This is a genomic window from Aquimarina latercula DSM 2041 (genome assembly GCF_000430645.1).
In the GTDB taxonomy this organism is placed as follows: Bacteria; Bacteroidota; Bacteroidia; order Flavobacteriales; family Flavobacteriaceae; genus Aquimarina; species Aquimarina latercula.
This window is the reverse complement of sequence record NZ_AUMK01000013.1, coordinates 21,694-37,932: the sequence shown is the minus strand read 5'-3', so window position 1 is coordinate 37,932 and position 16,239 is coordinate 21,694. Positions and strand designations below refer to the sequence as shown.

Below are 16,239 nucleotides of genomic sequence, written 5' to 3'. Positions count from 1 at the left end.
AGTAACAACTATGGAAGAAACCAACACAAATAACATACAACTAGACGGCGGAACCTACGAGATCATCCAAAACCGTTTGCAAAAACAAAAAGGAGAACTCCAAAACCGTTTAACACAATTAAATGATGCAAGAAAAGAGGTTTTTGGTAGTGTAGAAACAAAGCTTATTGCTAATAATCGTATCAATACAGAGAATAACTGTATTGCAAGAGATATTGTAACTATAGGAAAGTTTTGTCTTTTTGGATACAATGTACATTTTGGATTACGAACGGAGATAAAATTAGATGATGTATTTAGTATTTACACATACGCTGATGATCACTTTATAAATAAAAAATTAGATCTTATCAACGATGCTGTTTTTATTGATGATTTCACCAACTTATATAAATACTACAGAAACACCATCTTCTCCAAATTCGCTATTGTTGGTAATTACCTACACATGGTCTTTCAGCTAAGCGAAAGTGTTTCTGACATAAAAACCTTTAAATGGTTAATAAACGAAGACACACTTACCTATGTGGATAATCGTAGTGAACATGAGTTTAAATTTCCAAAACAATATGAATTCGAATGGGTCGAAGTCACACGTGATATGCATCGGTATGGAACACACCCACATATTTCAATTTTAGACAAAGTATTTGTAGAAACTGTAGGTGGAGATCTTACCATTAAAATAGAAGATAATACCGATGATGGAAAAGGAATATATGATGAAGCCGTAGAACACGTAGATCAGACACTTGATGATGGTCAATATCGATATGCCAATCTTGGCAATTTAATTGCGTTAGAGATTAAGCCGTTCCAGGAAGCTCCTAGATATTTTGTGTATAATCATAAAGTACAAGAGGTTAAAAAAATTGAATGCATTAAGGATGCCTGTGTATTACTGCCAGATGATCAAGGAATTATATATCCTAATGGATATTACTTACAATCTGGGGAAGTAAAAATATTCACCAATGAGATTTCTGATGTACAATTTCAGGAAAAAATCAGCTCCCCTAATGGAGAGGATTTCTTATATGTATTCTATGAAAGTGAAAAAGGGTTATATACCTTAATGTCCTATAATGTTATAGAACAAGAAGTAAAAACTCCTATTATCTGTAATGGTTTTACGATTTTACAAGATGGCGAGTTATGTTATTTCAAGACGGAAGATGAGCAAACTAAACACCATGTTATTCAGATATGGCAAACACCGTTCTTAAAAGGAAATGAAATCCCTTCAGAACATACAGATACTTTATTATATAAAATTGGTAATAAAGATATTGTAAAGGCAATGGCAGAATGTCACGCCCTCATTACATTATTAAATAAAGAGGATAACTATGATGGATTGTATGATGATTTGGCCAAATCATCCAGTGATATTATAGATAGTTATTATTGGATTAGAGAAGATGATACATGTAGATTAGATATCCCATTAGGAGAAATTAGTAATGCGGCTAATGCGGCTATAGATGAGTTCGAAAAAGTAGTACAGCTTAGAAGAACCGCTGCCAATGTAACTAAAGAAACAAAAACAGCCGCTGAAGGTATTTTTGGCAAAATAAAAAGTAGTTCTTTTCGATCTATTGATGATTTTGTACAAGTATTATCTCAACTACGAACTTTACGTGGAGAAGTTATTGGTTTAAATGATATAAGGTACATTGACAAGCAATTTATTACCGATCTTGAAACCGAAATTGCAGAACAAACTGATAAAATCTCTAAGCGTTGTGTACAATTTCTGCTTGATGATAAAGCATTATTACCATACCATGCTCGCGTAGAAGAAAAGCAACAAGAGTTAGAAACCATCAAAAAAGTAATAGATGCTAAAAAATTAGAAGATGAAGTAAATCAAATTGCTAAAGATCTGGAAATGTTGATTGATATTGTGTCAAATCTACAAATCGAAGACACTTCGCATTCTACCAAAATTATTGATAATATCTCTTTAATTTTTGCAACTATTAATCAGCTAAAAGCTGGTATCAAGAATAAAATAAAATCATTGGGAAGTAAAGAGGCTAATGCCGAGTTTGCAGCTCAGTTAAAACTTGTAGATCAGAGCATTATTAACTATCTCGATATAGCAAATACTCCCGAAAAGACAGACGAATTATTAAATAAAGTGTCTGTACAACTAGAAGATTTAGAAGGAAGATTTGCCGATTTCGAAGAGTTTATTACTCAGATCATTGAAAAACGCGAAGAAGTATACAATGCGTTTGAAGCTAGAAAAAACAGCTTGATCGAAGCTAGAAACAAAAAAGCTGTTGCCCTTGAAAACGCGGCAAACCGAATATTAAAAGGTGTAACCAAAAAAGCATTAAGTTTTGATTCTACAGCCGATATTAACGGATATTTTGCATCTGACCTAATGATCAACAAACTCCGAGACATCATTACGAATCTAATGGAGTTAGACGATGCAGGTAAAGCAGAAACTATTGAAACTGCTTTAAAAGTTGCTAAAGAGGATGCAACAAGAAAACTAAAAGACAAACAAGATCTTTATGAAGATGGTGAAAATATTATCAAACTAGGAAAACATAAGTTTGGTGTAAACAAACAACCATTAGATCTAACAATTGTATATAAGGACAGTACATTACAATACCATCTAACAGGGACTGATTTTTATCAAGAAATTAAAAATGAAACCTTACTAAAATCCAAAAAGTATTGGGGTCAAGAATTAATTTCTGAAAACCAGGTGATCTATCGTTCTGCATATTTAGCGTATAAATTATTTACTACTAAAAAAGACGAATTAGCAAATTTAGGAGAGAATGAATTATTAGAACTTATAAAATCCGAAAGTAGTAAGAACTATGCAGAAGGGTATGTAAAAGGAGTTCATGACGAAGATGCTGCAATGATTCTAAAAGTTTTGGTAAACAAAAACAAGGATCTTGGTTTATTACGATATGACTCACTATCTAGGTCGTATGCGCAATACTTTTGGCATAGTTTAAATACTGAAAAGAAATCCTATTGGAATGAAACTATCAAAGCCTCTGGAGAAGTTTTAAAAATCTTCTCAGATAGTACAGAATATAAAACTGTACTTAAAGATTTAGAAAACGAAATTGTAATTTTCGCTGATGAAGCAAAGTTATTTGACAAAAAATATAAAAATACTATTAGCAATTATCTTTTTGATGAATTACAAACAGATGACATCTTTTGCATTAGTCAAACTGCAAATGAATTACATGATTCCTTTTTAACTGAATTAAAGAAGAAAAAGGTACTTACCAAATTTAAGAAGTCATTAGAATTAACAAATGAAAAAAGTCAGAAAGATTTAATACGCTTAACATTACAATGGATAACCGCCTATCTAAAAACACATCATCCTAAGAAAATTGAGTATGCACAAGAAATTGTTTGTGTTTTATTATATAAAAAGGAATCAATTTCAGAAGTAGTACATGTAAATCCTTCACAAACTATAGAAGGTTTAAATGGAAGTCACCCTACTATTAATGATGGTAACTTTGACTTTAGTTATCACCAATTTATTACTGAATTATCAGATTTCGCTACTATAGAAGTTCCAGCATTCGAAAGATATCGAGAAGCAAAACACACAGTAACCGAAAACTTGAAATCAGATCTTAAACTTGAGGAATTTAAACCTAGAGTATTATCATCTTTTGTGCGTAACAAATTAATTGATCAAGTCTATTTACCATTATTTGGTGATAATCTTGCCAAGCAATTAGGAAGCGTTGGAGATAATAAACGAACGGATAGAATGGGAATGCTATTATTAATTTCCCCTCCAGGTTATGGTAAGACGACTTTAATGGAATATATGGCTAATCGATTAGGATTAGTATTTATGAAGATTAATGGTCCTGCTATCGGTCATGAAGTTACCTCTGTAGATCCAATGGCAGCTAATAATTCTGCAGCAAGAGAAGAGTTAAAAAAATTGAATTTAGCCTTCGAAATGGGCAATAACGTAATGTTATATTTAGATGACATTCAACATTGTAATCCAGAATTTTTACAGAAATTCATTTCACTAGCAGATGGAACTCGTAAGATTGAAGGCGTCTACAATGGAAATCCTAAAACCTATGATTTACGCAGTAAAAAATTCTGTGTGATTATGGCAGGAAACCCATATACAGAAAGTGGAGACAAATTCCAGATTCCTGACATGTTAGCCAATAGAGCTGACATTTATAATCTGGGAGATATTATTGGTGATACAGCAGATTTATTTAAGTTAAGCTTGATCGAAAATGCATTAACTTCCAATCCAGTGTTGCACCAGTTGAGCAGTAAATATTTCGAAGATATTTATGGCCTAATTGAAATGGTCGAATCTGGAACGCAAGAAGGCATAGAATTACAAGGAAATCATACCAAACAAGAAGTACAGGATTATCTAGCGGTATTAGAAAAAGTAGTGACAATTCGAAATACAGTGATGCAAGTAAATGCCACCTATATTAAATCAGCAGCGATGGAAGATTCTTATCGAACTGAACCTTCGTTTAAGTTACAAGGATCCTATCGTGATATGAGTAAACTAGTTGCCAAAGTAGTTCCTATTATGAATGAGAAAGAATTACAAACCTTACTCCTATCTCATTATGAAAATGAATCTCAGACATTGACTAGCGCCGCAGAAGCAAACCTTCTTAAATACAAAGAATTAACTAACACTATTGTTGATGAAGAAACTGTACGTTGGAAAACCATCAAGGAAACCTTTGTAAAAAACAATAAACTAAAAGGGTTTGGTGATAAAAACGAAATGGCGCAAGTATTAGCCCAGATGATGCAATTTAGTGAACATTTATCTGGTATTCAGGAAGTATTAAAAAAGGGATTAGAAAAATAGTAATATGATAAGGTTTAAAACAATAGTCGGTTCCGTAATTTTGTTTGTTTGCATTTGTTCTCTAAACGGTTGTACCAGAAATGATAACACACAATTAGTTAAAGATTATTACAATCAACTGAACCAGAGTAACTATTCTGAATTATCCGAATTTATTGGAGATAGTATAACTATTAGCGAAGGTGATTATAACATGAACTATTCTACAAACGATTACTATCAATTCTTTCAATGGGACTCTGTATTCAATCCTAAATATGAAATATTAGCCATTAAAGAAATTGATAACAAAGTAGAAATAAGTATCTCCAAAACATGTACTCGAATTGAATTTCTAAACCAAAAACCTCTCATCTCTACGGAAATAATAGAAATCAAAAATCAAAAAATTTCCAAAATCAAAAATATAGAAATGGACTCTGATTTTAAGCTTTGGAATATTAAGAGAGGTCAAATGGTAACTTGGATCAAAAAAAACCATCCAGAATTAGACGGTTTTATATATGATCAGACCAAAATAGGTGCACAAAACTATTTAAAAGCAATAACGCTATACAAGAAATCTAATAACTGAAAGATTTTGGAAACAAAAAACGAAATAGTATAAGTATTAATACGAATCGTATACTTCAAGAAGTATTTAATAAAAACCTGAACAAGTAATCAAGCTATAATAGTATTATTTTAAGCTTAATTAAACAACACAACTACTCATATGAAAAATTGATGATATTTTTAATCCCAACCTAAGCTGGGGTGACAAAATAAACCTCAAACAATCATAAAACTTGTCATTCCGGCGAAGGCCGGAATCCATAACACATACGCATGTTAAAACCGGAACATCAATACTCAGTATATATTCTCTCTAATAAGAAAAATGGAACTATATATATTGGAATAACAAATAATATAGAAAGAAGAATTTTTGAACATAAGAATAAATTAGTGGAAGGTTTTAGTAAAAAATATAATCTAAATATTTTAATCTATTTTGAAGTTTTTAGAAACGTTAATGAGGCTATATTAAGAGAAAAGAGATTAAAAAACTGGAATAGGCAATGGAAAATAAACTTAATAGAAAAAGAGAATCCAAATTGGACTGATCTAGCAAAGGATTGGTATCCGTAAAATAAATTATGGATTATGGATTCCGGCCTACGCCGGAATGACACTAATTTACACAATGTGGTTTCATTTATAGCTTTTAATCATTAAAGATTATTCATCTAACACTATTAATACACGATTACCTTATCCTTAAAAGAATTTTCCTTTAGATTTTTATAGATCAAACATTCGATACTTTGCAGAAATTGTAGTAGAATTTGAGTTTGAAAATAAAACTAAAGGGAAATAAAACAGCACTTTTTTCTTAAAAAAAGTGTAACCAGATTTCTTTATTTCAAATACATTAATTTACCACCTTATACTAATTCTTATATGATATTAGCTTAGATGGAATTAAACTATTTTGAAGTATAAATTAAAAAGAAACGATATTACTTTATTATTAATTTATACACATAAAAAAAAGGGCTGAAATTACTAGTAATTTCAGCCCTTTCAGAAAAATAGTTAGGTAGTTAGTTACCTCTACTGTTTTATAAACTTTAATGTATTCTGATTTTTCCCATCTCTTAGTACCATAAAATAAACCCCAGAAGGGATTCTAGATATATCAACAGTATTACTTTCAGATTCCGAAATAGTTATAGAAGACATAACTTTTCTTCCCGTAATATCGTAAATAGCCGCTTTTCCTTTAGTCAGTCCTTGTATATTAATAATATCCTGGGCTGGATTAGGATATAAACTAGATTCTTGAAGATCAAAATCTTCTACGGATAATGCACAGTCAACCAAAACTTCATCCGGTCCTGTTCCCGTTGGTTTGGTATAAGTTTGCGATAATACAAACTTATCCATTTCTACTCCATCTTCTCTCATAGAAAAAGAAATAGTATGTATTCCAGCAGATGGAACATCTATATATATTAGTTCGGCTTCTCCACAATGGTTTGCATTAGTTCTTTGTTTACTTTCCCAAGTCCATTGATTTTTTCCAGCACACCACTGCATTCGCTGTCCTGATGCTGGCCAAGTACCATTAATTCCAACATGAATTCCATTATCTTCGGATCCTGTGGAATATAATCGTACCCATACAAAATACCTTCCAGGAGTAGTAAATTTCACTTTGTAATCCAAAATACCAACCACACCAGGTGTATTAGAAAAACTTTCTCCATTAACTAGTGGATCATCGTGCGTAACTCTTGTATCTGGTAAAATTTCCAAGTAACCATCTCCACTAGCAGAAGCATGGTGACTAGGGTCTGGATCTGGTGTTGGCGTAGAAACAGTTCCATCTTGAAAATACCATTTTCGCTTATCCGTTTTTGACTGGCTTTCAAAATGCTCTGCCTCCACAGCAACGATTCCGTTCTCTTCTAGAGCCACACAACTATTACTTCCATCTCCATCTCCACCACCTCCGTCGTCATTACAATCTAATTCTAACATAAGTCTTGGAGCATTCGAACCTTCTTTAGATGAAAAAGAAACATCATTCCCTCCTGTTTGTTTAATTACCAAAGAAACTGTTTCTCCTGCACTAATTCCAGATAAATTCCATTCATACGATTGACCTTCACTATATGTTGTATTCAAAGAGCCTAAAAGAGCTCCTTCTTCAGGTTTATTGCTATTCGACAAGGTACTTTCTGTCCAGTTATTTGATGTTCCTTTATACACTTCGATAAGTCCATTACCTCCATCTGTACTAACAGAAAGTTGAAGTTTTACTCCCGTAATAGTTTCTGATGGAGTTGGCACCACAAACTGTAAATAAGACACTCTATTACCACTTTCTACTCTCAAGTCTGAAGTATTAAACAACGTAGTTCCTTGCAAATAAGCATCCTGAGAAGCCGAAACATTTTGTAAATTATTACAATCTGTTCCATCAGATTCTCCCTTAATTAAAGCTACCCAGTCATTATTGTCTGGTGCTGAGATCGAACTAGACACTGTAGTTGCACTACTTAAACTCCCACCTGATCTTGGGTTATACCATTGCACTTCCCATGTTCCTGAAGGCAAATCAATATTAGTAGATCCTCCATCAGGGAGATATACGGCATAGACTTCACCAGCTTTAGCAAAAACATAATCATTACCATTAGAAGTAATTTCATCTGCACTTATCATTTCTGTCAAGTAAGGCTGTAAATAATTATTGAAGAAATCAAGAGCATATCCTCCTTCTTTATACTTATTACCTCGTTTCCTATGATCATTTCCATTGATATCTCCATCATCATCTGTATAACCACTATAATACTCTACTCCTGTTCCTCCAGCCATTAATGTAGCCCATAAAACATCTTCTCTTACTTCTTTGTCAGAAACTCGAATTCCTTCTCCAGCGCTACCTTGTTCATCATTAGCAACGATCCATTTTTTACCAGCATTTCTTGATTTTTCAAGCCATCTTCTTACATCATTATGCACATTACTTTTATTAGTCTGTATGGATGCTCCTGTAAGCTCAGAACTAGATCCTAGTAATGGATCATATCGTTGATCTTGTTGATTCGGGTATGTATGTATTACTATATTGTGATCATAAGGGTCTAAGTCTTTAATGTAACTAGCTGTACTTTTTGCAACATTATCAGTAAGCGTTGTTTCTTCGGTAAGGTTCCAATTAAGTGCTAAATGATGCCCAAAACGAGCAATCAGCTCTCGATAATATAATTTTCTTTCTCTTCCAAAACCATTTCCATCCATCAAATTATCATTTTCAGTTTCCATGGTTTTAAAATGTAGATAAATACCTTTTTTATCAGCATATTCCATCACTTTTTCCCATTGTGCCATCTTAGAAACATCAAAACGATCTTTATTCACTTTACTCCACTGCTGATTTCGCGCAGTATTTCCATATTCCTCAAGAGACACTTGTAAAGTATGCGGAAAAACTGCTCCTCCATCTCCACTCGAGTTCCAAGTCAAAAAAGACATTACATTAGCACCTTGCTCGGAAAGATAGTTTAACATTCCTAAAATCTCTGTTCCCTTATCATTGCCCCAAGTATAAGTGCTTGCATCTGCGGCAACATAATCTTGTTGATGTGGTTGCCAGGTTTTACTTCCTATCTTGTTTAAATTATTATTATAACTAGGTGTAGCATCAAAATCTACATAATTCAGCGCATTTTCTGGAGAGTCAGCTCCTGCCTTTATAAACCAAGGACCATTAGGGTTATCTGGATCAGTTCCTATATGCTTTAAGTAATGTTCTCCTACATATTTTAACCTTCCTAGGTCTTTACTTCTAAAATCCCTTCCTAATTTATCAGATTCTATCACGTTAAAAGACCCTGTCACTCCATCCATAAATCCAGCACTAGATCCACCGGCATTAATAGCCACATCAGATCCTGTAGTAAACTGGGCGGACCAATTCCAAGTTCCTATTTGACTAGGACTAAAATGTACTTGCCAGATATTACCCGCATCACAACTGGAATCAGCAGCATCAGAACATCCCGCATAAAAACCTGGAACTACATAACTCAAACTTCCATTAGTAAATGTTACATCCAATCTATAATCCGAAAATGGATTTGTAGTTGCAGATTCTGAAGTATTAGGCCCTTCAAAAGATAATGTGATTTTATGCCAACGTTTTAGTTCTCCTTGAGGATCTTGGGCACTGACAGCAAGTACACTAAATACACATAGTGCAATAAGTTTTAATCGAGTTGAAATAATCATTGTGTGGTTAATTTTAATATTGAGTTCTTTTTAATTGACTCCGAAAAATTTACGAATTTAAAATCCCTAATTCTCAGTTATAAGTTCAGTTATATTCAAAAAAAGTGTAATTAAACTATAACGTAATCAAGCACACTATAGTGTGCTTTGTCTACCTCTAAATAGTATTCGTAAACAAAAAACCAATATTCGCAAACATTTGATTATTATTCGAATAGAGCCTATAAAGATCTGTTTCTTCAGAAAAATCTAACTAAAAAACTTGTACCTCTTTAGATATAAAGCAATTCATATTTTTTAATAGTTCTAAAAAATGTTTACTTTTACATAAGCACTTATATAAATACTTATGAAAGATTCTTTACAAGAATTTGGAGAATTAGGTTTAGGTTCCAGATTAAATAGATTAAGTGAATACTTAATGAAAGAAACTCAAATTATATATAATAGATTACAGATAGATTTTGACCCCTATTTATTTCCAATTTTTAAAATTATCGTGGATCAAAAAAACACTACAACTTCAGAAATACAAGAACAATTACAATATACACAACCAGCGATCACACAAGCTATAAAAAAGCTTCTAACAAAAGGGTTAATTAAATCCGAAGTAGATAAAACCGATAAAAGAAAAAAACTTTTCCAACTATCTCCCAAAGGTAAAAAAACACACGTCCAGCTCATTCCTGTCTGGGATGCTATTGACAAACAAGTAAAATGGCTTACCGAAGGATCTTCTATTAGTTTAACTCGTCATTTAACGTATATGGAAAATCAGTTTAAAGAAAAATCTTTAAGTAAACGCATATTAGAAAACATAAAATAATCACTATGGACTCCAAAGGACAAATAGAAATCATCCCGTTTGACTCAAAATACTCAAAAGACTTTTCAGACCTCAATGTTGCCTGGCTAGAAAAATATTTTGTAGTAGAAGCTCACGACGTTGATCTTTTAGAACGATGTGAAGAAACCATTATCCAAAATGGAGGATATATTTTCTTTGCTAAGTCTAATACTACAATTGCAGGAACATTTGCACTCATCAAAAAACAAAATGGAATTTATGAATTAGGTAAAATGGCCGTTTCACCAGAATTTCAAGGACAACAAATAGGGCAAAAATTGATGTCATTTTGCATAGATTTTGCAGAAAAACAACACTGGACAAAAATACTTTTATACTCTAACACTGTCCTAAAAAATGCAATTCACATATATAAAAAATTCGGTTTTGTAGAGATTGATTTAGAAAACGATTCTCCTTACCAACGAAGCAATATTAAGATGGAATTAAAATTTTAAATAAAATAAAGCCCGCCTTACAAACACACATGTTAGGCGGACCTTTTCATTAGATAAACGTCTCTACTTAATTACTAGAATTTATGGTTATTGTATAATTTTTTCCGTAATTATTATCCCAATATTCCTTCCCGTTTACTCTGTAAACTACCGCATATTCCAGTTGATTTTGTGAAGCATTCAACCCCACATACCCTTGCCACCTTTCTATACCAAAATTGTTAGGACTCTGTATTGTATAAAATGGGCCATTTGACCAAAACTGTCGATATATCAATGGCAAATACTTTTGGGTTTCCCATCCATCAGAAGAATAAACTACTCCAACTTCTTTGTTAGGAGCTAGATTTCTAACGTCTACCGTAATACTGAACCTATTTTTATCTTCATAAGGAGAATACGAGAAGCTTGCAAAATCAGTATCTACGCTAACATTAAGGCTTGCGTCTGCAAAGAAAGCACCTTCTGTACGTGACATTGAATAATTAGACCCATTATTGTTATCCCAATATGTAACTCCATTAACATCGTACCTTATAACAAATTCTTTATCGTATACTTGATCAACACTATATCCTCCTAAACTATATGTGCCAGACCAAATCTCATTTTGACCATTATCTATACTCCTATCATATGCTAATGGTATTTCGTCCCAACTTCCATCTAATTTTTGATGATATACATTCACATTCTTATCGTAGGCCAAGTTTGCTACTTTGACCGTAAATTTTCTAGTATAGGACTGATAACCTCTATAGAAACTATAGCTTGTCCAAGCTTTTGTAAGCTTTACAGGACTTAAGTTTTTAAGAAGCGGATCATTCTTAGTTATAGTGTCTTTTTGGTTGTCAATAAAATCATCTTCTGTGTTACAAGATAGAACGACTAAACTGATAAATAAATAGAAATACTTTTTCATTATAAATGATTTGTGTTTATATAGTTGATTAATAATTAACTTTATTTAAGGTGTAATTATTTCCATAATTATTATCCCAATATTCTTCTCCATCCACTTTATAAACAACAGCAAATTCAATAGATTGCACATCATCCGGGACTCTAATAGATGTATTATAAATATCAACATCAAACTGATTTGGACTCATAATATAATGCGCATAGCCAACCCTAAAATATCTTTGATACGTTAGTGGAGCAATACTTTTTGTTACCCAATTATCCGTAGTGTAAACAACCTCTGCTGTAGCCACTGCTCCATAATTACGCTTAGCATTTATATTGATAACAAAAGATCTTCCCGCAGATCTTGTAAAACTTTTATTTATCTCAACTTCTGTTTCTGAAGATAAATAACCTCCAGTATTTACCAACATACTGTAGTTCTTACCTTGATTATTATCCCAATATGTTTCTCCATTTACTGTATATTTTACTACAAAATCTGTACTATAGATTTCATTGTCAGGAGTAACCTCTCCAACCCAAATCTCCTCATCATCTCCAATAGATTGTTCATATGCAAGGGGAATATCAGTCCAATTACCATCATTCATTAGATGATGAATGGCTACTTCTTTTTGATATGCTAAATTTTTGATCTTTACTTTAAACTTCCTTTGATAATTTATCTGCACAGGACTGCTTCTATTCGCTGTCCAAGCACTCAATAATTTTACGTTCCCAGAACTACTTTTTGAAGCTAGTTCAATCGATTTTGATTCAAGGTTCATAGTATCTATATCCGAAGTACAAGAATATAGAGCTAGAATCACACTTAGTACTACATAAATTTTTCTCATAATTTTGGTTTTAAGTTTTTGTTGTTAAGACGATAATTGCAAAAAATACTTTTCGAAAAGTTTAGTTCTTAGCTTTTGCAGCTACTATGAAGTAAGCGAAGAAAAATTCCCTTAACAATTTCAAGGGATATTTTTAACATATTTTTTAACGAAAAACGTTTTCGAAAAGACTAGATTTTAACTTTTTTTTGTGCTTTGTTTTTTTGGAATTATGGAGTGTAATTATTTCTGCTTTTTAAATAAGAAAACTATTGTTGATATCGAAAATATTTCGTCTTAATTCCGAAAATATTTAGTAAGTATACCCAATAAAAATTGGCAAAACGCAAACAAAATTAGTTTTATAGTTCTTATCAAGAAAAAATACTCCTACAATAAAAAACCACCGTTAATCCACTTTTTATCAAAGGGGTCTTTCCCCCTTTTTTTCAAAAAGACAAAACAAAACACTATCCATTTTAGCGCAACAAAGCCACTGTAAATCAAGACTTTCTTTAGCTCAATTTGCAATTGTAGCCGTTCTAAATTTTTTAAAACTATTTAAAATGGTATTTTTAATTCATAAAGCTTAACAAAAATTAAGTTTTAGCTAACTAATATTTTGGTTAAAACCAAAATCACACAAATACTTATTAAACCTATCAAAAAAATGAAACTACAAACTAACCCTATCAAACAGTTCCTGATAATTGCTTTTGCATCTTTATTAGTGATTTCCTGTAAAGACAGTGTACAGACTAACACAGCAGAGGTAGAAAAATTTAAAACTACTATCAAACAAAAAGACAGTGTTATTAACGAGCTAAAGAGACAATTAGGCAATATCTCTAATGACAAAAGGGCTCCTGAAAACATCATACAGTCTGGTTTTGCTAAGAAGATTTATCATTTATACAATGACAGAGAAGATCTAATTAACGAAGTTGTTGGAAAAGATGGTGTAGGTGAACCGTTTAAAGCAACACGATCATTATTTTATGACATCGATGAATTACAAAAATACATTCGATATGTAAAAACAAAGTCTCGTAAAGCTGGAGAGAAACCATCTGGATTTAGATTCTATTTTGCATTATACCCAGAAGATTATGTTAGAAATAAAGAAGATAAACGATATGCTAATAGACAAACTTTTTTCATTGCACCTACGAAAGCAGTAAAGGATGCTGCAGGAAACATAGAACACTTAGGATATACACTAGACAACAATTTTAAAGTAGAATTATTAACCGAAAAAATTGGGTTGGATAGCAGAATCGACAAAGATGGAAATATCCAAAAAGGAAGCTTTTTTAGCTTCAATACCGCGATAGAGGATGAAGAAAATAGCTTGATTGCAAATGAAATGGCAGGTTCACCACCTAAAGGAAATAAACAATAAAAATCTACAATGTTAAGTAATGATTTTCTAACTTTTTTAATAAAGATCTCTGTAGGGTTTGAGGTATTAACAGCAATAATTGGGATAATATTTTATAATAAATATAAAAATGATTCATTCCTCAAATATTTCATCTTCCTCATTTCCTATGTCGCTATTAATGAGGTTGTTGGTCTTTATATTAAATTAGATAATGATGTAAATACTACAATAATTTATAACATTTATAATGTAATAAATTTTACTTATTTATTTTTTCTTTATCGACATTTTTTAGTAAGCACAAAAAGAAAAAAAATTGTTTTAGTATTTGCATTATTATATATCGTTACTTTTATTATTAACGGTTTTATTTTTGAAAATTATTTAAGGGAATACCAAAGATTACCTTACATAGTAGCAGCAATATTTTTATTAATAACTATAATCTACTATTTTATTGAAATTTTATATTCGGAAAAAGTTTTACACGCAAAAAAAAATCTTCTTTTCTGGATAAGTGTTGGGTTTCTTATTTATTTTGTAGGTAACCTACCCTTTAGGATTCTAAGCAATTATTACACTCAACTTACTGATGCAACAATATTATTTCTAGTTAAATTTACTTTAACCATGATTCTGAACACCTGTTTTATAATTGGATTTATATGGAGCGACAAGAAATAGCCTTATTAATTGCCAGCGTAGTACTTGTAGTAATTATCATTTTAATGATTACACTATTTCTAATTTTCCAAAAAAGAAAAAACAGTTTATTGCTACATCAAAAAGAAGCAGAAAAAAAGTTTGAAAGAGCTATTGCTGAGACCCAAATAGAAATACGAGAAGAAACTTTGCGTAATATCAGTTGGGAATTACACGATAATATCGGCCAACTACTTACCTTAGCAAAAATACAGGTAGACGTAGCTAAAGAAGATCCTAAAAGACTTCCCGAAGTAACGGAAACGATCACTAAGAGTCTTACAGAGTTAAGAGCTTTGTCTAAATTGATCAACCCTGATGCTATTAAAAGTTTAAGCCTTACAGAAGCAATCGCTCTTGAGGTAGAACGTTTTAATAGATTACAATTTATTGAAGCTACCTTAAGCAGTAATACCGAGGTAAGAGCGTTAGATGATAAGGCGGAGATAATTATTTTTAGAATATTACAAGAGTTTTTTAGTAATACCATCAAACACTCTAAAGCCTCTAAACTTAATGTAAACGTTCGGTATGATCAGGAAAAACTGGTCATTGATGCAAAAGACGATGGCGTAGGATTTGACATGAAAGATCTTAAATCAAAGAAAAAAACTGGTATAGGATTATGTAATATGCAAAATAGAGGTAAATTAATAAATGCAGAAGTTAGCCTAAACTCTGCTAAAGGTAAAGGAACAGCTATTAACTTGATGTACTATTATAAAAAAATAGAAACAGAAGAGGAAGACAACTTATAATAAAGCCTAAACAACAGGTTTTTCACACAAAACATATACCCATGAAATACTCAGTAGTTATTGTAGAAGATCATATCTTATTATCCCAGGCATTAGCAGGGTTAGTAAATGGATTTTCTAAATTCAAAATATTGTACCTGTGTAAAAACGGACGCGAACTACTCACGAGACTAAAAGATCCAAAAAATATCCCAGATATTGTACTTATGGATATCAACATGCCTATCATGAATGGAATCGAAACCACAATTGCACTAAAAGAGGAATATCCAGACGTTAATGTACTCGCTCTTTCTGTAGAAGAGGATGAAAAAACAATTCTTAAAATGCTTAGAGCTGGTGCCAAAGGATATTTACTAAAAGACACTGAAAAAAGTATTTTAGAAAATGCATTAGTCGAAGTACAAGAAACAGGCTTCTATCACACCAAAGATGTCACTAATTTATTACTAGGTTCTCTAAATCCTAAAAAAGAAAACAAAGTTGTACTAAAAGAGCGTGAAATGGAATTTATTAAACACGCCTGCACGGAAAAGACGTATAAAGAAATAGCTAGCGATATGTGCTTAAGTCCCAAAACAATAGAAGGCTATCGGGATTCTATTTTTGAAAAACTACATTTAAAAAACAGAACTGGTTTGGTAATTTATGCAATAAAGAATAAAATTTTTATTCCGTAAT

At 31.9% G+C, this 16,239-nt stretch carries 11 protein-coding genes; 8 read left to right on the top strand and 3 right to left on the bottom strand.

The genetic code is table 11. From position 1 onward, the window contains the following. Window positions 1-10 precede the first annotated feature (10 nt). The 3 genes from H526_RS0112960 to H526_RS0112950 all read left to right on the top strand — a co-directional run bounded on the left by H526_RS0112960 (window position 11) and on the right by H526_RS0112950 (window position 6,007). Window positions 11-4,876 (top strand): DNA repair ATPase, encoded by a 4,866-nt coding sequence (locus H526_RS0112960; RefSeq protein ID WP_027393395.1) that lies wholly within the window; start codon window positions 11-13, stop codon window positions 4,874-4,876. Window positions 4,877-4,880: 4 nt separating this feature from the next. Further along, a complete protein-coding gene (locus H526_RS0112955; protein WP_051336148.1) occupies window positions 4,881-5,450 on the top strand; it encodes a hypothetical protein in 570 nt (189 codons plus the stop codon). A 254-nt stretch (window positions 5,451-5,704) separates the two neighbouring features. Next, window positions 5,705-6,007, top strand: coding sequence for a GIY-YIG nuclease family protein (locus tag H526_RS0112950; protein ID WP_027393393.1), 303 nt, complete (start codon window positions 5,705-5,707; stop codon window positions 6,005-6,007). 465 nt (window positions 6,008-6,472) lie between these two features. Here the strand turns inward: H526_RS0112950 and H526_RS30900 are convergent, their stop codons facing one another. Continuing rightward, window positions 6,473-9,661, bottom strand: a complete 3,189-nt coding sequence (locus tag H526_RS30900; protein WP_051336147.1) for a DUF5060 domain-containing protein — start codon at window positions 9,659-9,661, stop codon at window positions 6,473-6,475. Window positions 9,662-10,010: 349 nt separating this feature from the next. On the opposite strand from H526_RS30900, the gene H526_RS0112940 reads away from it, so the two are divergent. Then, window positions 10,011-10,490: a MarR family winged helix-turn-helix transcriptional regulator gene (locus tag H526_RS0112940; protein ID WP_027393392.1), complete on the top strand. Its 480-nt coding sequence runs from the start codon at window positions 10,011-10,013 to the stop codon at window positions 10,488-10,490. Between the two features lie 5 nt (window positions 10,491-10,495). Beyond that, the gene (locus H526_RS0112935) at window positions 10,496-10,969 is read left to right on the top strand and encodes a GNAT family N-acetyltransferase (RefSeq protein ID WP_035085536.1); all 474 of its coding nucleotides are present in this window, start codon (window positions 10,496-10,498) and stop codon (window positions 10,967-10,969) included. A gap of 67 nt (window positions 10,970-11,036) precedes the next feature. Here H526_RS0112935 and H526_RS0112930 read toward each other — a convergent pair whose 3' ends face one another. Together H526_RS0112930 and H526_RS0112925 are read right to left on the bottom strand one after the other, a co-directional pair. Then, on the bottom strand, window positions 11,037-11,891 hold the full coding sequence (locus tag H526_RS0112930; RefSeq protein ID WP_027393390.1) for a carbohydrate-binding protein: 855 nt from the start codon (window positions 11,889-11,891) through the stop codon (window positions 11,037-11,039). A gap of 28 nt (window positions 11,892-11,919) precedes the next feature. Further along, window positions 11,920-12,735 carry a carbohydrate-binding protein gene (locus H526_RS0112925; protein WP_027393389.1) on the bottom strand — a complete coding sequence of 272 codons (816 nt, stop codon included), beginning with the start codon at window positions 12,733-12,735 and terminating at the stop codon, window positions 11,920-11,922. 649 nt (window positions 12,736-13,384) lie between these two features. On the opposite strand from H526_RS0112925, the gene H526_RS0112920 reads away from it, so the two are divergent. The 3 genes from H526_RS0112920 to H526_RS0112905 all read left to right on the top strand — a co-directional run bounded on the left by H526_RS0112920 (window position 13,385) and on the right by H526_RS0112905 (window position 16,238). Next, a complete protein-coding gene (locus H526_RS0112920) occupies window positions 13,385-14,116 on the top strand; it encodes a hypothetical protein (protein WP_035085535.1) in 732 nt (243 codons plus the stop codon). 647 nt (window positions 14,117-14,763) lie between these two features. Continuing rightward, window positions 14,764-15,558: a sensor histidine kinase gene (locus tag H526_RS0112910; protein WP_027393386.1), complete on the top strand. Its 795-nt coding sequence runs from the start codon at window positions 14,764-14,766 to the stop codon at window positions 15,556-15,558. A 41-nt stretch (window positions 15,559-15,599) separates the two neighbouring features. Further along, window positions 15,600-16,238 (top strand): response regulator transcription factor, encoded by a 639-nt coding sequence (locus tag H526_RS0112905; protein ID WP_027393385.1) that lies wholly within the window; start codon window positions 15,600-15,602, stop codon window positions 16,236-16,238. Window position 16,239 lies beyond the last annotated feature (1 nt).

What these genes read in the sequence shown, in the direction of transcription:
- H526_RS0112920 (WP_035085535.1), top strand. Translation starts at nt 13,385, where the DNA reads ATGAAACTACAAACTAACCCTATCAAACAGTTCCTGATAATTGCTTTT.
- H526_RS0112910 (WP_027393386.1), top strand. Translation starts at nt 14,764, where the DNA reads ATGGAGCGACAAGAAATAGCCTTATTAATTGCCAGCGTAGTACTTGTA.
- H526_RS0112950 (WP_027393393.1), top strand. Translation starts at nt 5,705, where the DNA reads ATGTTAAAACCGGAACATCAATACTCAGTATATATTCTCTCTAATAAG.
- H526_RS0112940 (WP_027393392.1), top strand. Translation starts at nt 10,011, where the DNA reads ATGAAAGATTCTTTACAAGAATTTGGAGAATTAGGTTTAGGTTCCAGA.
- H526_RS0112905 (WP_027393385.1), top strand. Translation starts at nt 15,600, where the DNA reads ATGAAATACTCAGTAGTTATTGTAGAAGATCATATCTTATTATCCCAG.
- H526_RS0112925 (WP_027393389.1), bottom strand. Translation starts at nt 12,735, where the DNA reads ATGAGAAAAATTTATGTAGTACTAAGTGTGATTCTAGCTCTATATTCT.
- H526_RS0112960 (WP_027393395.1), top strand. Translation starts at nt 11, where the DNA reads ATGGAAGAAACCAACACAAATAACATACAACTAGACGGCGGAACCTAC.
- H526_RS0112935 (WP_035085536.1), top strand. Translation starts at nt 10,496, where the DNA reads ATGGACTCCAAAGGACAAATAGAAATCATCCCGTTTGACTCAAAATAC.
- H526_RS0112955 (WP_051336148.1), top strand. Translation starts at nt 4,881, where the DNA reads ATGATAAGGTTTAAAACAATAGTCGGTTCCGTAATTTTGTTTGTTTGC.
- H526_RS0112930 (WP_027393390.1), bottom strand. Translation starts at nt 11,891, where the DNA reads ATGAAAAAGTATTTCTATTTATTTATCAGTTTAGTCGTTCTATCTTGT.
- H526_RS30900 (WP_051336147.1), bottom strand. Translation starts at nt 9,661, where the DNA reads ATGATTATTTCAACTCGATTAAAACTTATTGCACTATGTGTATTTAGT.